Origin of the sequence: Bacillus sp. J33 (assembly GCF_000518885.1) — a bacterium.
In the GTDB taxonomy this organism is placed as follows: Bacteria; Bacillota; Bacilli; order Bacillales; family Cytobacillaceae; genus Cytobacillus.
Map to the genome: position 1 here is coordinate 1 of NZ_JAEL01000067.1, position 19,207 is coordinate 19,207.

The 19,207-nt window shown below is 42.0% G+C and carries 35 protein-coding genes; 34 read left to right on the forward strand and 1 reads right to left on the reverse strand.

From position 1 onward, the window contains the following. On the reverse strand, window positions 1-260 hold a 260-nt coding region (locus tag L634_RS0118030; RefSeq protein ID WP_026583664.1), incomplete at its 3' end, for a helix-turn-helix domain-containing protein. 861 nt (window positions 261-1,121) lie between these two features. Between L634_RS0118030 and rpsJ the strand changes: the two genes are divergently transcribed. From rpsJ to L634_RS0118200, 34 genes are all read left to right on the forward strand, one after another. Further along, window positions 1,122-1,430 carry a 30S ribosomal protein S10 gene (rpsJ, locus tag L634_RS0118035; RefSeq protein ID WP_003354783.1) on the forward strand — a complete coding sequence of 103 codons (309 nt, stop codon included), beginning with the start codon at window positions 1,122-1,124 and terminating at the stop codon, window positions 1,428-1,430. Between the two features lie 39 nt (window positions 1,431-1,469). Further along, entirely contained in the window at window positions 1,470-2,096 is a 627-nt protein-coding gene (gene rplC, locus L634_RS0118040; protein WP_026583665.1) for a 50S ribosomal protein L3, read from the forward strand. A gap of 28 nt (window positions 2,097-2,124) precedes the next feature. After that, window positions 2,125-2,748 carry a 50S ribosomal protein L4 gene (gene rplD / locus L634_RS0118045; RefSeq protein ID WP_026583666.1) on the forward strand — a complete coding sequence of 208 codons (624 nt, stop codon included), beginning with the start codon at window positions 2,125-2,127 and terminating at the stop codon, window positions 2,746-2,748. Beyond that, on the forward strand, window positions 2,748-3,032 hold the full coding sequence (gene rplW / locus L634_RS0118050) for a 50S ribosomal protein L23 (RefSeq protein ID WP_034262861.1): 285 nt from the start codon (window positions 2,748-2,750) through the stop codon (window positions 3,030-3,032). The genes rplD and rplW overlap by 1 nt, the downstream gene beginning before the upstream one ends. 30 nt (window positions 3,033-3,062) lie before the next feature. Then, the gene (rplB, locus tag L634_RS0118055; protein WP_026583668.1) at window positions 3,063-3,893 is read left to right on the forward strand and encodes a 50S ribosomal protein L2; all 831 of its coding nucleotides are present in this window, start codon (window positions 3,063-3,065) and stop codon (window positions 3,891-3,893) included. A gap of 60 nt (window positions 3,894-3,953) precedes the next feature. Continuing rightward, window positions 3,954-4,232: a 30S ribosomal protein S19 gene (rpsS, locus tag L634_RS0118060; RefSeq protein ID WP_026583669.1), complete on the forward strand. Its 279-nt coding sequence runs from the start codon at window positions 3,954-3,956 to the stop codon at window positions 4,230-4,232. An 18-nt stretch (window positions 4,233-4,250) separates the two neighbouring features. Further along, window positions 4,251-4,592, forward strand: coding sequence for a 50S ribosomal protein L22 (rplV, locus tag L634_RS0118065; protein ID WP_009336582.1), 342 nt, complete (start codon window positions 4,251-4,253; stop codon window positions 4,590-4,592). 3 nt (window positions 4,593-4,595) lie between these two features. Next, the gene (gene rpsC / locus L634_RS0118070; RefSeq protein ID WP_026583670.1) at window positions 4,596-5,252 is read left to right on the forward strand and encodes a 30S ribosomal protein S3; all 657 of its coding nucleotides are present in this window, start codon (window positions 4,596-4,598) and stop codon (window positions 5,250-5,252) included. Between the two features lies 1 nt (window position 5,253). Then, on the forward strand, window positions 5,254-5,688 hold the full coding sequence (gene rplP, locus L634_RS0118075) for a 50S ribosomal protein L16 (protein ID WP_026583671.1): 435 nt from the start codon (window positions 5,254-5,256) through the stop codon (window positions 5,686-5,688). After that, window positions 5,678-5,878, forward strand: coding sequence for a 50S ribosomal protein L29 (rpmC, locus tag L634_RS0118080; protein WP_009336588.1), 201 nt, complete (start codon window positions 5,678-5,680; stop codon window positions 5,876-5,878). The genes rplP and rpmC overlap by 11 nt, the downstream gene beginning before the upstream one ends. Window positions 5,879-5,899: 21 nt before the next feature. Beyond that, window positions 5,900-6,163 carry a 30S ribosomal protein S17 gene (gene rpsQ / locus L634_RS0118085; protein ID WP_026583672.1) on the forward strand — a complete coding sequence of 88 codons (264 nt, stop codon included), beginning with the start codon at window positions 5,900-5,902 and terminating at the stop codon, window positions 6,161-6,163. Window positions 6,164-6,203: 40 nt separating this feature from the next. Next, a complete protein-coding gene (rplN, locus tag L634_RS0118090; RefSeq protein ID WP_026583673.1) occupies window positions 6,204-6,572 on the forward strand; it encodes a 50S ribosomal protein L14 in 369 nt (122 codons plus the stop codon). Window positions 6,573-6,608: 36 nt separating this feature from the next. After that, entirely contained in the window at window positions 6,609-6,920 is a 312-nt protein-coding gene (rplX, locus tag L634_RS0118095) for a 50S ribosomal protein L24 (RefSeq protein ID WP_009336591.1), read from the forward strand. Window positions 6,921-6,946: 26 nt separating this feature from the next. After that, window positions 6,947-7,486: a 50S ribosomal protein L5 gene (rplE, locus tag L634_RS0118100; RefSeq protein ID WP_026583674.1), complete on the forward strand. Its 540-nt coding sequence runs from the start codon at window positions 6,947-6,949 to the stop codon at window positions 7,484-7,486. A 25-nt stretch (window positions 7,487-7,511) separates the two neighbouring features. Then, window positions 7,512-7,697, forward strand: a complete 186-nt coding sequence (gene rpsN / locus L634_RS0118105; RefSeq protein WP_009499044.1) for a 30S ribosomal protein S14 — start codon at window positions 7,512-7,514, stop codon at window positions 7,695-7,697. 29 nt (window positions 7,698-7,726) lie between these two features. Beyond that, a complete protein-coding gene (gene rpsH / locus L634_RS0118110) occupies window positions 7,727-8,125 on the forward strand; it encodes a 30S ribosomal protein S8 (RefSeq protein ID WP_009336594.1) in 399 nt (132 codons plus the stop codon). Between the two features lie 31 nt (window positions 8,126-8,156). After that, complete coding sequence (gene rplF / locus L634_RS0118115) at window positions 8,157-8,693, forward strand: 50S ribosomal protein L6 (RefSeq protein WP_026583675.1); 537 nt, start codon at window positions 8,157-8,159, stop codon at window positions 8,691-8,693. A 32-nt stretch (window positions 8,694-8,725) separates the two neighbouring features. Further along, window positions 8,726-9,088 (forward strand): 50S ribosomal protein L18, encoded by a 363-nt coding sequence (gene rplR, locus L634_RS0118120; RefSeq protein ID WP_026583676.1) that lies wholly within the window; start codon window positions 8,726-8,728, stop codon window positions 9,086-9,088. Window positions 9,089-9,112: 24 nt separating this feature from the next. After that, window positions 9,113-9,613 (forward strand): 30S ribosomal protein S5, encoded by a 501-nt coding sequence (gene rpsE, locus L634_RS0118125; protein WP_026583677.1) that lies wholly within the window; start codon window positions 9,113-9,115, stop codon window positions 9,611-9,613. A 13-nt stretch (window positions 9,614-9,626) separates the two neighbouring features. Continuing rightward, on the forward strand, window positions 9,627-9,809 hold the full coding sequence (gene rpmD / locus L634_RS0118130; protein WP_009336598.1) for a 50S ribosomal protein L30: 183 nt from the start codon (window positions 9,627-9,629) through the stop codon (window positions 9,807-9,809). 32 nt (window positions 9,810-9,841) lie between these two features. Further along, the gene (gene rplO / locus L634_RS0118135; RefSeq protein ID WP_009336599.1) at window positions 9,842-10,282 is read left to right on the forward strand and encodes a 50S ribosomal protein L15; all 441 of its coding nucleotides are present in this window, start codon (window positions 9,842-9,844) and stop codon (window positions 10,280-10,282) included. Continuing rightward, window positions 10,282-11,577: a preprotein translocase subunit SecY gene (gene secY, locus L634_RS0118140; protein ID WP_026583678.1), complete on the forward strand. Its 1,296-nt coding sequence runs from the start codon at window positions 10,282-10,284 to the stop codon at window positions 11,575-11,577. The genes rplO and secY overlap by 1 nt, the downstream gene beginning before the upstream one ends. A gap of 59 nt (window positions 11,578-11,636) precedes the next feature. Then, complete coding sequence (locus L634_RS0118145) at window positions 11,637-12,287, forward strand: adenylate kinase (RefSeq protein ID WP_026583679.1); 651 nt, start codon at window positions 11,637-11,639, stop codon at window positions 12,285-12,287. Continuing rightward, window positions 12,284-13,030 (forward strand): type I methionyl aminopeptidase, encoded by a 747-nt coding sequence (gene map / locus L634_RS0118150; protein ID WP_026583680.1) that lies wholly within the window; start codon window positions 12,284-12,286, stop codon window positions 13,028-13,030. Before L634_RS0118145 ends, map begins: the two co-directional genes overlap by 4 nt. Before the next feature lie 16 nt (window positions 13,031-13,046). Continuing rightward, entirely contained in the window at window positions 13,047-13,382 is a 336-nt protein-coding gene (locus L634_RS0118155; protein ID WP_026583681.1) for a KOW domain-containing RNA-binding protein, read from the forward strand. Further along, window positions 13,360-13,578: a translation initiation factor IF-1 gene (gene infA, locus L634_RS0118160; RefSeq protein WP_009336604.1), complete on the forward strand. Its 219-nt coding sequence runs from the start codon at window positions 13,360-13,362 to the stop codon at window positions 13,576-13,578. The genes L634_RS0118155 and infA overlap by 23 nt, the downstream gene beginning before the upstream one ends. Window positions 13,579-13,613: 35 nt before the next feature. Continuing rightward, a complete protein-coding gene (gene rpmJ / locus L634_RS0118165) occupies window positions 13,614-13,727 on the forward strand; it encodes a 50S ribosomal protein L36 (protein ID WP_000868344.1) in 114 nt (37 codons plus the stop codon). 22 nt (window positions 13,728-13,749) lie between these two features. Then, window positions 13,750-14,115: a 30S ribosomal protein S13 gene (rpsM, locus tag L634_RS0118170; RefSeq protein WP_026583682.1), complete on the forward strand. Its 366-nt coding sequence runs from the start codon at window positions 13,750-13,752 to the stop codon at window positions 14,113-14,115. 21 nt (window positions 14,116-14,136) lie between these two features. Next, entirely contained in the window at window positions 14,137-14,526 is a 390-nt protein-coding gene (gene rpsK, locus L634_RS0118175) for a 30S ribosomal protein S11 (protein WP_009336606.1), read from the forward strand. A 174-nt stretch (window positions 14,527-14,700) separates the two neighbouring features. After that, on the forward strand, window positions 14,701-15,645 hold the full coding sequence (locus L634_RS0118180; RefSeq protein WP_026583683.1) for a DNA-directed RNA polymerase subunit alpha: 945 nt from the start codon (window positions 14,701-14,703) through the stop codon (window positions 15,643-15,645). Window positions 15,646-15,721: 76 nt separating this feature from the next. Next, complete coding sequence (gene rplQ / locus L634_RS0118185) at window positions 15,722-16,084, forward strand: 50S ribosomal protein L17 (RefSeq protein ID WP_026583684.1); 363 nt, start codon at window positions 15,722-15,724, stop codon at window positions 16,082-16,084. A 637-nt stretch (window positions 16,085-16,721) separates the two neighbouring features. Further along, on the forward strand, window positions 16,722-17,561 hold the full coding sequence (locus L634_RS0118190) for an energy-coupling factor ABC transporter ATP-binding protein (RefSeq protein WP_026583685.1): 840 nt from the start codon (window positions 16,722-16,724) through the stop codon (window positions 17,559-17,561). Further along, window positions 17,537-18,406, forward strand: coding sequence for an energy-coupling factor ABC transporter ATP-binding protein (locus L634_RS0118195; RefSeq protein WP_026583686.1), 870 nt, complete (start codon window positions 17,537-17,539; stop codon window positions 18,404-18,406). Before L634_RS0118190 ends, L634_RS0118195 begins: the two co-directional genes overlap by 25 nt. Next, on the forward strand, window positions 18,403-19,200 hold the full coding sequence (locus L634_RS0118200; RefSeq protein ID WP_026583687.1) for an energy-coupling factor transporter transmembrane component T family protein: 798 nt from the start codon (window positions 18,403-18,405) through the stop codon (window positions 19,198-19,200). Before L634_RS0118195 ends, L634_RS0118200 begins: the two co-directional genes overlap by 4 nt. The last annotated feature ends 7 nt before the right edge of the window (window positions 19,201-19,207 follow it).

A 19,207-nucleotide genomic window follows, 5' to 3' on the forward strand; every position in this document is an offset into this window, starting at 1 on the left:
GCTTCCAGTCGTTTTATTTTAGCCTCAGGATCTTCCGGAGAGGTCCTGGGTCTGCCTTGACCTGGTCCTTTTGCTTTCCCTCGTTTTTCTTCCAGCCCCTTTATCCCTTCAGCCTTAAAATGTTTAACCCAGCGTCTTACCATTGAATAATTAATATCCAGCTCCTTAGCGACTGTTTCATAACCCATCCCCTCTTTTAAGTAAAGGTCTACGGCTCTTTTCTTAAATTTAACATCATATGTCTGTCTTGTTTTCCCCATCAAAAATCCCCCCATAGTAGACAGATTAGTATGCTTTCTTTTTTCTGTCTACTATAGGGGGATCATATCATGACGACCCATCTGCTTTTTTTGTTTACAAAAAATTTTTGCTGAATGGATCATTTTACTTTTTGTATTCGTGTTAATGCTGTTTTCTAGATTCCGATGGTTAGTTAAAGTTCGAATGATAAAAATTTGTTTGTAAATAGTATTTTTAAAATGAACTGGATTTAATGTCTAATGTTTGCAGTTAAAAGTGTATTCGGGGGAACTAGCTAGAAAATCTCATCTGGTTAAAAGGAGGTTATCAAGAGAACAAATCGGAGTGAATAGTGCCGGTTAAAAGACTGTGAATGACGGGAACTAATCAAAGCGAATAGTACCCATCAAAAGAAAACAGCATCTTTAAGAGCTAATTTCTTAAAATGCCTATAACATAAGTTGAAGAATAAAAAATGTAGAGTTTCTATAGTTCATAAAAACAGCTGGATATCCACTCGTGCAGCATATTCACAACAATAAATAATAAAACTCCAAACTAGTTTCTTCTATAATATATTAACACCTTCACTATTACCCTGCCTGCATCCTTCAAATGCCTAAATGAAATATTTAGACTTCTTCTGACCCTATTGAAAACTCCTAAGATACTCGTTATAATAGTAAAAGTGTGCGAAACATAAAGAAATAACATATTGATGTTGCATTTCATTTATTGTTTCTGTATAATAGACAATGTTGGTCTTTGACTGCGATGATGTGAAAGGTTGCTGACACACCCGGCCGCTTTGCCATGGCGAGTGTGTGGGAAATTTTCACGGAGAATGTCTATATTAAAATAGGCGAAAAGGAGGGAAAATAATGGCAAAACAAAAAATTCGTATTCGTTTAAAAGCGTATGATCACAGAATCCTTGATCAATCAGCAGAAAAGATTGTTGAGACTGCAAAGCGTTCTGGTGCGGCTGTTTCTGGTCCGATTCCATTACCAACTGAAAAGTCTGTATACACAATCCTTCGTGCGGTTCACAAGTACAAAGACTCTCGTGAGCAGTTCGAAATGCGTACGCATAAACGTCTAATCGACATCGTTAACCCAACACCACAAACGGTTGATTCACTAATGCGTTTAGACTTGCCGTCTGGTGTAGATATCGAAATTAAACTTTAATGAATAAATATACTAACAAACTTAGGAGGTGTGACTGAAATGACCAAAGGAATCTTAGGAAGAAAGATTGGTATGACTCAAGTATTTGCTGAAAACGGAGATCTTATCCCGGTAACAGTTGTTGAGGCTGCTGCAAACGTTGTTCTTCAAAAGAAATCAGGTGAAACTGATGGATACGAAGCAATCCAGCTTGGATTTGAAGACAAACGCGATAAGCTATCCAACAAACCTGAAAAAGGGCATGTTGCTAAAGCAAACACTGCTCCTAAGCGCTTCGTACGCGAATTCCGCGGAGCTGATTTAGGACAATATGAAGTTGGTCAAGAAGTCAAAGTTGATATATTCGCTGAAGGCGAAACTGTTGATGTAACAGGAATCTCAAAGGGTAAAGGTTTCCAGGGTGCCATTAAGCGCCACGGACAATCTCGCGGGCCAATGGCTCACGGTTCTCGTTACCACCGTCGCCCTGGTTCAATGGGTCCTGTAGCTCCAAACCGTGTATTCAAAGGTAAATTATTGCCTGGACGTATGGGCGGAGAGCAAGTAACTGTACAAAACCTTGAAATCGTAAAAGTTGATGTTGAGCGCAACTTACTATTGATCAAAGGTAATGTGCCAGGTGCTAAAAAAGCATTATTAAAAATCAAAAGTGCGGTAAAAGCATAATAATTAAACCGGAAAGGAGGAAAACAGAATGCCGAAAGTAGCATTGTTTAACCAAAGCGGATCTAAAGTTGGTGATATCGAACTTAATGATGCGATCTTTGGTGTTGAGCCTAATCAGCACGTATTATTCGAAGCTGTTGTTATGCAAAGAGCTTCACTACGTCAAGGAACTCATAAAACTAAAATTCGTTCTGAAGTAGCAGGCGGAGGACGCAAGCCATGGCGCCAAAAAGGCACAGGCCGTGCACGTCAAGGTTCTATCCGTTCACCACAATGGCGCGGAGGCGGTACTGTATTTGGTCCTGTACCACGCAGCTACAGCTACAAACTACCGAAGAAGGTTCGCCGTTTGGCAATCAAATCTGCGTTATCTTCTAAAGTATTAGAAGAAAACATCCTAGTATTAGAAGGCCTTGCTTTCGAAACTCCTAAAACAAAAGACTTCAAAGGTGTATTAACTGGTCTTTCTGTTGATTCAAAAGCACTTATCGTAACTGCTGACCTGGATGAAAACGTAGCTCTATCAGCTCGCAACATCCCTGGAGTAACAGTTGTACCTGCTTCTGGAATCACTGTTTTAGATGTTTTAAACCATGATAAGCTTATCATGACGAAAGCAGCGGTTGAAAAAGTAGAGGAGGTGCTTGCATAATGGATGCACGCGAAATCATTAAGCGCCCCGTAATCACTGAACGTTCTACTGATATTATGGCTGATAAAAAATATACGTTCGAAGTTGACGTTAGAGCTAACAAAACTCAAGTTAAAGACGCTGTAGAGCAAATCTTTGGCGTGAAAGTTGAGAAAGTTAACATCATGAACTACAAAGGCAAGTTCAAGCGTATGGGCAAATTCGGCGGTTACACTAACAAACGCCGCAAAGCAATTGTTAAATTAACAGCTGACAGCCAAGAGATCGAATTATTTGAAGCTTAATCACTATAACTAGAAGAGGAGGGAAACGAAATGGCGATTAAAAAGTATAAACCTACCTCTAATGGTCGTCGCGGCATGACGGTTTCTGATTTCGCTGAAATCACGACTAACCAACCAGAAAAGTCTTTACTTGCTCCTTTAAAGAGAAAAGGCGGCCGTAACAACCAAGGTAAGTTGACAGTTCGTCATCAAGGCGGCGGTCATAAACGTCAATATCGTTTAATCGATTTTAAACGTAACAAAGATGGCATTCCAGGACGCGTTGCCACAATCGAGTATGATCCAAACCGCTCTGCAAATATTGCATTAATTAACTATGTAGATGGAGAAAAGCGTTACATCCTTGCACCTAAGAACCTAGAAGTGGGCATGGAAGTAATGTCTGGTCCTGAAGCTGATATCAAAGTGGGTAATGCACTTCCACTTGCTAACATTCCAGTGGGTACAGTTATCCACAACATCGAATTGAAGCCTGGTAAAGGCGGACAATTAGTACGTTCTGCAGGAACTTCTGCACAGGTTCTTGGTAAAGAAGGCAAATACGTGCTAGTTCGTTTAAACTCTGGTGAAGTTCGCATGATTCTTGCTGAGTGCCGTGCAACAGTTGGTCAAGTCGGCAACGAGCAGCACGAGCTTATTAACATTGGTAAAGCAGGTCGTTCACGCTGGTTAGGCAAGCGCCCAACAGTACGTGGATCTGTAATGAACCCGAACGATCACCCTCACGGTGGTGGTGAAGGACGTGCGCCAATCGGACGTAAGTCTCCTATGACTCCTTGGGGCAAACCAACACTTGGCTACAAGACACGCAAGAAGAACAACAAATCAGACAAATTTATCGTACGTCGTCGTAAAAAATAACGGGATTGTACTACGGTTCCACATAAGAACCGTAGAGCAATCACGAAGGGAGGTTCAATCATGGGTCGCAGCTTAAAAAAAGGACCTTTTGTTGATGAACATTTAATGACAAAGATCGAAAAGCTTAATGAAACTGATGGCAAGTCTGTTGTAAAAACTTGGTCTCGCCGTTCTACGATCTTCCCGCAATTCATCGGTCACACAATCGCAGTTTATGATGGTCGTAAACATGTGCCTGTATACATCACTGAAGACATGGTAGGCCACAAGCTTGGAGAATTTGCTCCAACTCGTGCGTACAAAGGCCATGGCAATGATGACAAGAAAACAAGACGTTAATGAGAGGAGGGCATTCTAATGCAAGCTAAAGCTGTTGCAAGAACAGTTCGTATTGCTCCTCGTAAAGCTCGTTTAGTCGTAGATTTAATTCGAGGAAAGCAAGTAGGCGAAGCAGTAGCAATTTTAAACCTTACCCCAAAAGCTGCTTCTCCAATCGTAGAGAAAGTATTAAAATCTGCACTAGCTAATGCTGAGCACAACTACGAAATGGACGTTAACAATTTAGTAGTTGCTCAAGCATTCGTAGACGAAGGACCAACTTTAAAACGTTTCCGTCCTCGCGCTATGGGCCGTGCAAGCCAAATTAACAAGCGCACTAGCCATATTACTATCGTTTTATCAGAAAAGAAGGAGGGATAATCTGTGGGTCAAAAAGTAAATCCAGTCGGTTTGCGTGTCGGTGTCATCCGTGATTGGGAGTCAAAATGGTACGCAGGCAAAGACTATGCTGATCTTTTACACGAAGACCTTAAGGTTCGTGAGTACATCACAAAGCGTTTAAGCGATGCTTCTGTTTCCAAAGTGGAAATCGAACGTGCTGCTAACCGCCTGAACATCACAATCCACACTGCTAAGCCAGGAATGGTTATCGGTAAAGGTGGTACAGAAGTTGAAGCACTTCGCAAATCACTTAACTCACTTACTGGCAAGCGTGTTCATATCAATATTCTTGAAATCAAAAAAGCTGATATCGATGCGAAATTGGTAGCGGAAAACATTGCTCGTCAATTAGAAAACCGCGTATCTTTCCGTCGTGCACAAAAACAAACTATTCAGCGTGCAATGCGTGCTGGCGCTAAAGGTATCAAAACTATGGTATCTGGTCGTCTTGGCGGAGCTGACATCGCTCGTTCTGAATCTTACAGCGAAGGAACTGTTCCACTTCACACTCTTCGTGCTGATATCGACTATGCTACAGCTGAAGCAGATACTACTTACGGTAAATTAGGCGTAAAAGTATGGATCTATCGTGGAGAGGTTCTTCCTACGAAGAAGAAAACTGGGGAAGGAGGCAAATAATATGTTAGTGCCAAAGCGCGTTAAATATCGTCGTGTACACCGCGGGAAAATGCGCGGTCAAGCAAAAGGCGGCACTGAAGTAAACTTCGGTGAATACGGTCTACAAGCACTTGAGGCTTCTTGGATCACTAACCGTCAGATCGAATCTGCACGTATCGCAATGACTCGTTATATGAAACGTGGCGGTAAAGTTTGGATTAAAATATTCCCGCATAAGCCATACACTGCTAAGCCTCTAGAAGTCCGCATGGGTTCCGGTAAAGGTGCTCCAGAAGGATGGGTTGCAGTTGTTAAACCTGGTAAAGTAATGTTTGAAATTGCTGGTGTATCTGAAGAGATCGCTCGCGAAGCATTACGTCTTGCATCACACAAACTTCCTGTTAAGTGCAAGTTTGTAAAACGAGAAGAAATTGGTGGTGAATCAAATGAAAGCTAATGAAATTCGTGACCTTACCACTGCCGAAATTGAACAAAAAGTTAAATCATTAAAAGAAGAGCTTTTCAACCTTCGCTTTCAATTGGCGACTGGACAACTTGAAAACACAGCTCGCATTCGTGAAGTACGCAAAGCGATTGCCCGCATGAAAACTGTTATTCGTGAAAGAGAAATCGGCTTTAGCAAGTGATATTGAGAGGAGGTTCGCACAATGAGTGAACGCAACCAACGCAAAGTTTACACTGGGCGCGTAGTTTCTGACAAAATGGATAAGACAGTAACGGTTCTTGTCGAAACTTACAAAAAGCATCCACTATACGGTAAACGCGTTAAGTACTCTAAAAAGTTCAAAGCTCATGATGAGCAAAACCAAGCAAAGATCGGCGATATCGTTCGTATTATGGAAACTCGTCCACTATCTGCGACAAAACGCTTCCGTCTTGTAGAAGTAGTTGAGAAAGCAGTTATTATCTAATTGTTCGGAATAAGCTTTATCCCGAAGGGAGGTTACACACATGATTCAACAAGAATCACGTTTAAAAGTTGCTGACAACTCTGGTGCTCGTGAAGTACTTACAATTAAAGTTCTTGGTGGCTCTGGCCGCAAAACCGCTAACATTGGTGATGTTATCGTTTGTACAGTGAAACAAGCAACACCAGGTGGCGTTGTTAAAAAAGGTGATGTTGTTAAAGCGGTAGTTGTTCGTACAAAGAGCGGTGTTCGCCGTAATGACGGTACTTACATCCGTTTCGATGAGAACGCATGTGTAATTATTCGTGATGACAAGAGCCCGCGCGGAACTCGTATCTTCGGACCAGTTGCCCGTGAGCTTCGTGAAAACAACTTCATGAAAATTGTATCTTTAGCTCCAGAAGTATTATAAAAACAAATTAAATTGCCTTTAAGGAGGTGCGCACAGATGCATGTGAAAAAAGGTGACAAAGTAATGGTCATCTCTGGTAAGGATAAAGGCAAAACGGGCGTTATTCTTGCAGCGTTCCCTAAACAAAGTCGAGTACTTGTTGAGGGTGTTAACATTGTTAAGAAACACTCAAAGCCTTCTCAGATGAACCCGCAAGGCGGAATCATCAGCCAAGAGGCACCTGTTCATGTATCAAACGTTATGCCTGTCGATCCTAAGTCTGGTGAACCAACTCGTGTAGGCTATAAAACGGTTGATGGCAAAAAAGTACGTGTTGCAAAAAAATCCGGTGAAGTTCTAGATAAATAGTTTAAAGAAGAAGGGAGGTACAACGAATGAACCGCCTAAAAGAAAAGCATTCAAAAGAAATTACTCCTGCTCTAATGAGCAAGTTTAACTATAAATCAGTTATGCAAGTACCTAAACTTGAAAAAATCGTTATCAACATGGGTGTTGGTGACGCTGTTCAAAACGCGAAAGCACTTGATAAAGCAGTTGAGGAATTAACATTGATTACTGGTCAAAAGCCTGTGATCACTCGTGCTAAAAAATCAATCGCTGGCTTCCGCCTTCGTGAAGGTATGCCAATCGGTGCAAAAGTTACTCTTCGTGGAGAGCGCATGTATGAGTTCTTTGATAAGTTAGTATCTGTATCTCTTCCACGTGTTCGTGACTTCCGTGGTATCTCCAAGAAGTCATTTGATGGCCGTGGTAACTATACACTAGGTGTCAAAGAACAGTTGATCTTCCCTGAGATTGATTACGATAAAGTAAGCAAAGTTCGTGGTATGGATATCGTTATCGTAACTACAGCTAACACTGATGAAGAAGCTCGTGAACTTTTAACTCAATTTGGAATGCCATTCCAAAAGTAATCGCTAAATAGAGGGAGGCGAAAACGTGGCTAAAAAGTCAATGATTGCGAAGCAAAAGCGCACGCCTAAATACAAGGTACAAGAATACACTCGCTGCGAACGTTGCGGCCGTCCGCATTCTGTATACCGTAAATTTAAGCTTTGTCGTATTTGTTTCCGTGAATTAGCATATAAAGGACAAATTCCTGGCGTGAAAAAAGCTAGCTGGTAAACCCCAAGTATGGGAAGGAGGTAAAAACAATGGTCATGACAGATCCAATTGCAGACTTGCTTACTCGCATCCGTAATGCGAATATGGTTCGTCACGAAAAATTAGAAGTTCCTGCTTCTAATATCAAGAAGGAAATTGCTGAGATCTTAAAGCGTGAAGGTTTTGTACGTGATGTTGAGCTTATCGAGGATAACAAGCAAGGCATCATCCGCATTTTCTTAAAATACGGTTCTAACAACGAGCGCGTTATCACTGGTCTAAAGCGTATCAGTAAGCCTGGTCTTCGTGTATACGCAAAGGCTGATGAAGTACCACGTGTACTTAACGGTCTTGGAATCGCACTAGTTTCTACTTCTCAAGGAGTTCTTACTGACAAAGAAGCTCGCGCTAAACAAGTAGGCGGAGAAGTTTTAGCATACGTTTGGTAATAGAGTTTTTCATGAATGGAGGTGCAATTAAATGTCTCGTATAGGTAAAAAACCAATCGAAATTCCATCTGGTGTTACTGTTACTCTTGACAAGAACACTGTTACTGTAAAGGGTCCAAAAGGTGAACTTTCCCGTTCATTCAACCCGGATATCGAAATCAAGGTGGAAGAGAACGTAATTAACGTTTCCCGTCCATCTGAAGCAAAAGAACACCGCGCATTGCACGGAACAACTCGCGCACTTCTTGCTAACATGGTTGAGGGTGTGTCCAAAGGATTTGAAAGAGGACTAGAGCTTATCGGTGTCGGTTACCGTGCTCAAAAACAAGGCAAAAAGCTTGTTTTAAACGTTGGTTACTCTCATCCTGTTGAAATCGAGCCTGAAGAAGGTCTTGAAATTGAAGTACCATCTAACACAAAAGTTATCGTTAAAGGTACTAACAAAGAGCGTGTTGGTGCATTAGCTGCCAACATCCGTGAAGTTCGTCCTCCAGAGCCTTACAAAGGTAAAGGTATCCGTTATGAAGGCGAATATGTTCGTCGTAAAGAAGGTAAAACTGGTAAGTAATGCCGCATAGGTAAACGAAAGGAGTGACCGAAATGATTACGAAGGCTGATAAAAATGCAGTTCGTAAGAAAAGACATGCTCGTGTGCGTGCGAAGCTTTCTGGAACTGCGGCTCGTCCTCGTTTAAATGTGTATCGTTCAAACAAACACATTTATGCTCAACTTATTGATGATGTGAACGGAGTTACTGTAGCAAGTGCTTCTACATTAGATAAAGAAGTAAATCTTGATGCAACTGGCAACGTTGATGCAGCAGTTAAGGTCGGAGAATTAGTTGCAAAGCGCGCAGTCGAAAAAGGCGTTAAAGCTATCGTTTTCGATCGTGGTGGCTATCTATATCATGGACGTGTTAAAGCATTAGCAGATGCAGCACGTGAAAATGGTTTAGAATTTTAATAGACAAAGGAGGGACACAAAAAGATGCGTCGTATTGATCCAAACAAACTTGAACTTGAAGAGCGCGTAGTTACGGTTAATCGTGTAGCAAAGGTTGTTAAAGGTGGACGTCGTTTTCGTTTCTCTGCTCTTGTAGTAGTAGGTGACAAAAACGGTCACGTTGGCTTTGGTACAGGTAAAGCACAGGAAGTTCCTGAAGCAATCCGCAAAGCTATTGAAGATGCTAAGAAAAACTTAATCGAAGTGCCTATGGTTGGAACAACAATTCCTCACCAGGTAATCGGACATTTCGGTGCTGGAGAAATCCTTCTAAAGCCTGCTTCTGAAGGTACTGGAGTAATCGCCGGAGGTCCAGTTCGTGCGGTTCTAGAATTAGCTGGTGTTGGTGATATCTTATCTAAATCTTTAGGTACTAACACACCAATCAACATGGTTCGCGCCACTTTGAACGGTTTAACACAATTAAAACGTGCTGAGGACGTAGCGAAATTACGTGGTAAATCAGTAGAAGAACTGTTAGGATAAGGAGGGATATCAAATGGCGAATAAACTAGAAGTTACCCTCACTCGCAGCGTGATTGGTCGCCCGCAAGACCAGCGCGAAACAGTTAAGGCTCTTGGCTTACGCAAAATGCACCAAACAGTTGAGCATCAAGATAATCCTGCTATCCGCGGAATGATCAACAAAGTTGCTCACCTTGTTGTGGTAAAAGAAAAATAATTCTATTCTTCTACAAATAAGGAGGTGCCAACATGAAACTTCATGAATTAAAGCCTGCAGAAGGTTCTCGTCAAGAACGCAAACGCAAAGGCCGTGGTATCGGTTCTGGTAACGGTAAAACTGCTGGTAAGGGTCATAAAGGTCAAAACGCTCGTTCCGGCGGCGGTGTCCGTCCTGGATTCGAGGGTGGTCAAACACCTTTATTCCAACGCTTGCCTAAGCGCGGTTTCACTAACATCAACCGTAAAGAATACGCGGTTGTGAACCTTGATGCTCTAAACCGTTTCGAAGACGGAGCAGAAGTTACTCCTGAACTTCTTATCGAAACTGGTGTAGTGAGCAACGAAAAAGCAGGAATCAAGATTCTTGCAAAAGGCAAAGTTGAGAAAAAGCTTACAGTTAAAGCTCATAAATTCTCCTCTGCTGCAAAGGAAGCTATTGAAGCTGCCGGCGGTCAAACTGAGGTGATTTAATGTTTCAGACAATCTCCAATTTTATGCGCGTGGGTGATATAAGACGAAAGATTATTTTCACCCTTTTAATGCTGATTGTATTTCGCATCGGTACTTTTATTCCTGTACCGGGCGTAAATGCAGATCTTTTAAAAGCCCAGGATGAACTAAATGTATTCGGTGTTCTGAATACATTCGGCGGCGGGGCGCTCCTAAACTTCTCAATCCTTGCTATGGGGATCATGCCGTATATTACTGCATCCATTATTGTGCAGCTTTTGCAGATGGATGTAGTTCCTAAATTTACGGAATGGTCAAAGCAAGGTGAGGTTGGACGCCGTAAGTTAGCTCAGTTTACCCGTTACTTTACTATCGTGCTTGGTTTTATCCAGGCTCTCGGTATGTCTTATGGGTTTAATAACCTTGCAGGCGGAATGCTGATTGAGAATCCGGGAATAGGTTCCTATTTATTAATTGCTACAGTTTTGACTGCCGGCACTGCATTTTTAATGTGGCTTGGAGAGCAGATTACTTCAAAAGGCGTAGGCAATGGAATCTCCATCATTATCTTTGCTGGTATCGTAGCTGGAATTCCTTCAACGGTTAACCAGATCTATGCTCAGCAATTCGAAAATGCAGGAGAACAGCTATTCCTTCGCATAGTGACGATCGTGCTTATCTTAATTGCAGTTATTGCTATTGTTGTGGGTACAATTTTTATCCAGCAAGCATTAAGAAAAATTCCTATCCAATATGCCAAGCGTGTTACAGCAGGAAAAAATTCAGCTGGCGGACAATCAACACATCTTCCGTTAAAAGTTAATGCAGCTGGGGTAATCCCAGTAATCTTTGCTATCTCATTTATCATCACTCCAAGAACCATTGCTGGTTTCTTTGAGCAAAATGATGTTACGCTTTGGATTCAAAGAATATTTGACTATACGACTCCAATCGGAATGGTCATTTATAGTGCATTAATTATTGCTTTCACTTATTTCTATGCTTTCATTCAAGTAAATCCGGAGCAAGTTGCGGAGAACTTGAAGAAGCAGGGCGGTTATATCCCGGGCATCCGTCCAGGAAATAATACGCAGGAATATTTGACTCGAGTCCTATACCGTTTAACTTTTGTTGGTGCACTGTTCCTAACAGTTATTTCAATTCTGCCGGTATTTTTTATTAATATCGCTGGATTGCCTGAATCTGCACAAATCGGGGGCACAAGCTTGCTAATCGTTGTCGGTGTTGCACTTGAAACGATGAAGCAGCTTGAAGCACAGCTGGTTAAGCGTCATTATAAAGGTTTCATAAAATAATTTGGTTGAAGGGGACAGAATGTTCCCTAAAACCATTTAGAGACTAGGGGGAAATTGACGTGAATTTAGTATTAATGGGGCTCCCTGGTGCCGGTAAAGGTACACAAGCCGAGAAGATCGTTCAAAAATACGGCATCCCTCATATCTCTACTGGAGATATGTTCCGTGCGGCTATTAAAGACGAAACGGAACTAGGCCTTAAAGCAAAATCATTCATGGATAAAGGTGAACTTGTTCCTGATGAAGTAACAATCGGCATTGTCCGTGAACGTCTAAGCAAGGATGATTGCGAGAAAGGCTTTTTGCTTGATGGTTTTCCAAGAACGGTAGCCCAAGCTGATGCCCTTGAAAGCATCCTTTCTGATTTGAATAAAAAAATTGATTATGTTATTAATATTGATGTCGATCAGAGCATTCTAATGGAACGTCTTACCGGACGCCGCATCTGCAAGGATTGCGGAGCTACTTATCATCTAGTATTCAATCCTCCAGCGAAAGATGGAGTGTGCGATCGCTGCGGCGGAGAGCTGTATCAGCGTGCTGACGATAACGAAGCTACTGTTCAGAATAGACTTGACGTTAATATTAAACAAACAAAACCGTTGCTTGATTTCTACGAAACGAAGGGATATCTGCGCAATATTGATGGTCAGCAGGATATTAATAAAGTATTTTCTGATCTTGATGTTTTGCTCGGGGGATTACAATGATCATTTGCAAAACCCCGCGTGAAATTGAGATAATGCGTGAGGCCGGCAGGATCGTAGCACTTACACACCAAGAGCTGAAAAAACATATTGCTCCCGGAATTACCACCAGAGAATTGGATGATATTGCTGACAAGTTTATCCGTAAACACGAGGCAATTCCTTCATTTAAAGGATATAATGGTTTCCGCGGCAGTATTTGTTCCTCAGTTAACGATGAACTTGTTCATGGAATTCCTGGTGATCGAGTTTTAAAAAACGGTGATATAATCAGCATTGATATTGGTGCTAAATATAATGGTTATCATGGTGACTCAGCCTGGACTTATGCTGTAGGCAAAATTGATGATGAAACGCAGCGTCTTATGGATGTGACGGAAGAATCATTATACAAAGGCCTGGCAGAAGCAAAACCGGGTGAGCGCTTGTCGAACATCTCCCATGCTATCCAAACGTATGCGGAATCTAATGGCTTTTCCATTGTACGCGAGTATGTTGGCCATGGTGTAGGGCAAGACTTACATGAGGATCCGCAAATTCCTCATTATGGTCCGCCAAACAAAGGGCCGCGCTTAAAGCCGGGTATGGTACTTGCTATTGAACCGATGGTGAATGCAGGAAGTCGCTATGTAAAAACATTGGCCGATAACTGGACAGTTGTAACAGTAGACGGTAAAATGTGTGCACACTTTGAGCATACAATAGCGATCACTGAATCCGGTTATGAAATATTAACAAAAGCCTAAGGTGCAGGTGATTCCATTGGTTGATTCTGATTCGAATCCGCAGCCTGGTCAAATTGTTTTGATCAAACGCGGGCGCGACGCTGGTCAATATGCTATAATTATAAGGTTAGTGGATGAAAGGTTTGTTTTGCTGGCTGACGGTGATAAGAAGAAATTCGATCGCCCAAAGAAAAAGAACATTCAGCATCTGCAATTGCTTAATTATATTTCTTCAGAAGTTCAGAGCAGTCTCGAGGAGACCGGCCGTGTAACAAACGGAAAGTTGCGCTTTGCTCTTGCAAAGTATGTAAATGAATTCGTATATGATATGAAGAAGGGAGAATCGTTCAATGGCGAAAGACGATGTAATTGAAATAGAAGGCACAGTTGTTGATACTTTGCCAAATGCAATGTTTAAGGTAGAATTAGAAAATGGTCATACAGTGCTAGCTCACGTATCCGGTAAAATCCGTATGCACTTCATCCGTATTTTACCTGGAGATAAAGTAACAGTTGAGCTATCTCCATATGATTTAACACGCGGTAGAATCACGTATCGTTTTAAATAATCATTGCACTCCGTACTATTAAGGAGGTTAGGATAATGAAAGTAAGACCATCAGTTAAACCAATCTGCGAAAAATGTAAAGTTATCCGCAGACGTGGAAAAGTAATGGTTATCTGTGAAAACCCTAAACATAAACAAAAACAAGGTTAATTTGAAGGAGGTGCGCGTATACATGGCACGTATTGCTGGTGTAGATATTCCACGTGAAAAGCGTGTAGTAATCTCATTAACTTATATCTATGGTATTGGTAAATCTACAGCTCAAAAAGTTTTGGCTGAAGCTGGTGTTTCTGAAGACACTCGCGTTCGTGATCTTACGGAAGATGAATTAAATAAAATCCGTGACATCATCGACAAATTAAAAGTAGAAGGTGACCTTCGCCGTGAGGTTTCACTTAACATCAAGCGTTTAATGGAGATCGGAAGCTATCGCGGTCTACGTCATCGCCGTGGTTTACCGGTTCGTGGACAAAACACTAAAAACAACGCACGTACTCGCAAAGGTCCTCGTAAGACTGTAGCGAACAAGAAGAAATAATCGGTAAAGGAGGTACTATAAATGGCTCGTAAAACAAATACACGTAAGCGTCGTGTGAAAAAGAATATTGAACAAGGTATTGCACATATCCGTTCTACTTTCAACAACACAATCGTAACTATCACTGATGTTCATGGAAATGCTGTTTCTTGGTCAAGTGCTGGAGCTCTTGGATTCAAAGGTTCTCGTAAATCTACTCCATTTGCAGCTCAAATGGCGGCTGAAACTGCAGCTAAAACTTCTCAGGAACACGGTATGAAATCCCTAGAAGTAACTGTTAAAGGACCTGGTGCTGGACGTGAAGCTGCTATTCGTGCTCTTCAAGCTGCTGGCCTAGAAGTTACTGCAATCAGAGACGTAACTCCTGTTCCTCATAACGGATGTCGTCCACCAAAACGCCGCCGTGTATAATTTTTCTGTATAGATTTTGTATCCTTGTCTATAATGGGATATGATACTAATTTTTTAGTGAATACAGAACAATTATTCCAGTTGTTGTGCACAAAACGGGAACGTATACATGGGGGAATTTCGGTTAGAGATTGCTAGCCGGGGTTTCGACGTTTTGAAGGAGGGTATATTTTGATGATCGAAATAGAAAAACCAAAAATCGAAACGGTTGAGATCAGCGATGATGCCAAGTACGGCAAGTTCGTCGTAGAGCCACTTGAGCGTGGATATGGTACAACTTTGGGTAACTCCTTACGTCGTATCCTTTTATCCTCACTCCCAGGTGCCGCTGTCACATCGATCCAAATTGATGGGGTACTTCATGAGTTCTCAACAATTGAAGGCGTCGTAGAAGATGTAACATCTATCATTTTAAACATTAAAAAACTAGCACTTAAAATCTACTCTGATGAAGAAAAGACATTGGAAATCGATGTTCAGGGTGAAGGTGTAGTAAAAGCAGCTGACGTAACTCATGACAGTGATGTTGAAATCCTTAATCCGGATCTTCATATTGCTACTCTTGGTTCGAATGCCCACTTACGCATGCGCTTAACTGCCAAGCGTGGACGCGGCTATACACCAGCTGACCAAAATAAGAGAGAAGATCAGCCAATTGGTGTGATTCCGATCGATTCCATCTACACTCCAGTAGCTCGTGTTTCTTATCAAGTAGAAAATACACGTGTAGGGCAAATGACTAACTATGATAAGTTAACATTCGATGTTTGGACTGACGGAAGCACGGGTCCTCAAGATGCGGTTGCACTTGGAGCGAAGATCTTAACTGAGCATTTAAATATCTTTGTCGGTTTGACTGATGAAGCTCAAAATGCTGAAATCATGGTTGAAAAAGAAGAAGATCAAAAAGAGAAAGTACTTGAGATGACAATTGAAGAACTGGATCTTTCTGTCCGTTCTTACAACTGTCTAAAGCGTGCCGGAATCAACACTGTTCAGGAATTAGCTAATAAGACTGAAGAGGATATGATGAAGGTCCGTAACCTGGGCAGAAAGTCTCTTGAGGAAGTAAAACATAAACTAGAAGATCTTGGACTGGGCTTACGTAAAGACGATTGATTGGTTAACAGTCTATCATCATATTTTATGTTTGCTTCAGCAGATTGAATGACTTCAACAAAGGAGGGAAACTTTCATGGGATACAGAAAGTTAGGACGCACTAGCGCACAACGTAAAGCTATGCTGCGTGACTTAGCAACAGATCTAATCATCAATGAGCGCATCGAAACAACTGAAGCTCGTGCGAAAGAACTTCGTTCAGTTGTTGAGAAAATGATCACTCTTGGAAAGCGCGGCGACTTGCATGCTCGTCGTCAAGCAGCTGCTTTTGTTCGCAATGAGGTAGCAAACGCTGAAACTAACCAAGACGCAGTTCAAAAATTATTCAGCGACATCGCAACTCGTTATGAAGAGCGCCAAGGCGGATACACTCGTATTATGAAGCTTGGACCTCGTCGTGGAGACGGTGCGCCAATGGTAATTATCGAGTTAGTATAATCTTTAAGGGAAGGGCGCGGGACAGTTTAAACAGAACTTGTTCTTTGCCCTTTTTCTATAAAATTGGTGATTTCCTAAATTTGTTAGGAGTCCAGAACCGAGCCAAAAACGAGCGTTACGATGAGCATGTACATCTCTTATACAGGGTTTGGGAAACGATTTTATGCCTGTTCCTATCTCCTGGTACAGTGTCTCGTCTAGCTCATGCACCTCTTCCGGATATAAAGATTACGCCCGGCAGGACCACTGCCACGGAAAGAGGTGCAGGCTTTTTTTAATGCAAGTTTGTTCAAAAGACAGATAAAGAGGCCAAAAATAGGCCGCTGCTTATCCTCTTTTGTACAGAGTGTTAATAGCAAGAATAAACCACCATACTGCATCAGTATGAGCTTTTAATAGGGAGGCATAATAGGCATCCAATAAGCTTAGATAGCAGAATTCCAAACTTTTTTGTGTCTTAAAATTGTGGGAGAATGGTATCATTCAATGCTTGCTATCCAGTTAAATAACCTATTATCGAACTATTAAAGCTCGCCAAAAGATGGCGGGTTTTTTATTAGGCTTAAAATTTGGTGATTATTTACCTTACCTGAGCTGAGTTTAAAGAGAAAAGCAGAGTTGAGAGGAGGAATCAGATATGAAAGAACCGCTGGTTACAGTAGAGAAAATCTCATTCAAGTACAGTACTGAAAATGGTTATGCGCTGCGGGATGTTTCCTTTGATATTTTTAAAGGAGAGTGGCTTGCCATAGTCGGGCATAATGGTTCAGGAAAGTCAACACTTGCAAAGCTGCTGAACGGCCTGCATTTTCCTCAAGAAGGGAGAATTACCGTTGGCGGAATTCTGCTTACGGAAGATACAGTATGGGAAACCAGGAAGAAGATTGGCATGGTCTTTCAAAACCCGGATAACCAGTTTGTTGGAACAACGGTTCAAGATGATGTGGCTTTTGGTTTAGAAAACCATGGAATTGAAAGAAATGACATGGTACAGAGAGTTGCTCAATCTTTGGAAAAAGTCAAAATGGCACAATTTCTTGATCAAGAGCCGCACCATCTTTCCGGAGGTCAGAAGCAAAGAGTCGCAATAGCCGGCGTTATTGCCTTAAGGCCGGACATTATCATCCTTGATGAATCCACTTCAATGCTGGATCCAAAAGGGCGTGAAGAGGTACTGGAAACGGTCAGAGAGCTAAAGCAGGATTATAATATGACCGTTATTTCAATTACTCATGATTTGGAGGAAGCCGCTAAAGCTGACCGAATTCTTGTCATGAACAAGGGACAATTATATCGTGAAGGAACACCTGGGGAAATTTTTCAAATGGATGAAGAGCTGGTCAAGCTTGGCTTGGATATACCCTTTCCGGTTAAGCTCAGCAAAATGTTAAGAGAAAAAGGTCTGCCCCTATCCAGGCATTATTTATCTGAAGAAGAGTTGGTGGAAGAGCTATGGACATCTCACTCCAGGATGTAGAATACCGTTACCAGGTTAAAACACCGTTTGAACGCCTAGCCATAAGAAATGTGTCCATCGATATTCCAACCGGCACGTTCATGGCCCTTATAGGCCATACCGGTTCAGGGAAATCGACGGTTCTCCAGCATTTGAATGCGCTGCTTAAGCCGACTGAGGGCAAGGTGGTTATCGGGGATCGGGTTATTACCTCAGAGAAGAAGCAGAAAAATCTAAAGGAAGTACGGCAAAAGGTAGGAATCGTATTCCAGTTTCCGGAGCATCAGCTGTTTGAGGAAACGGTAGAAAAAGATATATGCTTTGGGCCGATGAACTTTGGAGTCTCTGAAGAGGAAGCTAAAAAAAGGGCATTAGCGGCCATTAAGCAAGTAGGGCTTTCAGAAGAAATATTGGGCAAATCACCGTTTGATCTATCTGGCGGCCAAATGAGGCGGGTTGCGATTGCGGGCGTACTTGCTATGGAACCAGATGTGATCGTCTTGGATGAGCCTACAGCTGGCCTTGATCCGCGCGGAAGAAAAGAAATTATGGATATGTTCTACAGCTTGCATCAAACTAGAGGACTTTCAACTGTTCTTGTAACGCATAGCATGGAGGATGCGTCCCGCTACGCTGATCAGATTGTCATTATGCATCATGGAGAAGTGTATGAAAAGGGAACGCCTAAAGAAATCTTTTCTTCACCCGAGGGGCTGCTCAAGCTTGGTTTAGATGTTCCAGAGGTCGTCCGTTTTCAGCAGAAAATTGAAAGGTCTTTTAATACCCGTTTTTCCAGAACATGCTTAACAATGGAAGAACTGACTGAAGAGATAGCATTATTAGTGAAGAGGGGTGCTGTGAAATGATGGACAAGATGATTTTTGGACGCTATGTTCCAGCTGACTCTGTTATTCACCGGATGGATCCCCGCTCAAAGCTAATTCTTATTTTCTTATTTGTTTGTATTGTATTTCTCGCAAACAATATGCTGAGTTACGGCTTATTAACGGTGTATACGTTTCTGATGGTTGCCTTGTCAAAGGTGCCCTTCAGGTTTATTTATACAGGACTGAAGCCCGTACTCCTGCTTGTTATTTTTACTTTGTTCCTGCACTTATTTTTAACGCAAGAAGGAGAAGTCATCTTTCGGTTTGGCTGGTTAACCATTTATGAGGAAGGGCTGAGGCAAGGGATCTTTATTTCTTTGCGCTTTTTTCTGCTGATTCTGATGACTTCCATTCTGACATTGACAACCACCCCGATTGAAATAACGGATGGCCTTGAAAGCTTGCTTGCTCCTTTAAATAAAGTAAAGTTTCCTGTTCATGAGCTGGCCCTGATGATGTCTATTTCACTTCGGTTTATCCCGACTCTCATGCAGGAAACGGATAAGATTATGAAGGCACAGACGGCAAGGGGAGTCGATTTTACAAGCGGTCCTATTAAAGAGCGGGTTAAAGCGATTATTCCCCTGCTGATCCCTTTGTTTGTAAGCTCATTTAAAAGGGCTGAGGAGCTTGCTGTGGCGATGGAGGCACGGGGTTACAGAGGGGGAGAAGGAAGAACGAAATACAGGCAGCTAAGCTGGGGTCTAAAGGATACAGGAATGCTCGCGCTTCTTGCAGCATTAACCCTGGTGCTAGTTTTGCTGAGGACATGATGGAGCT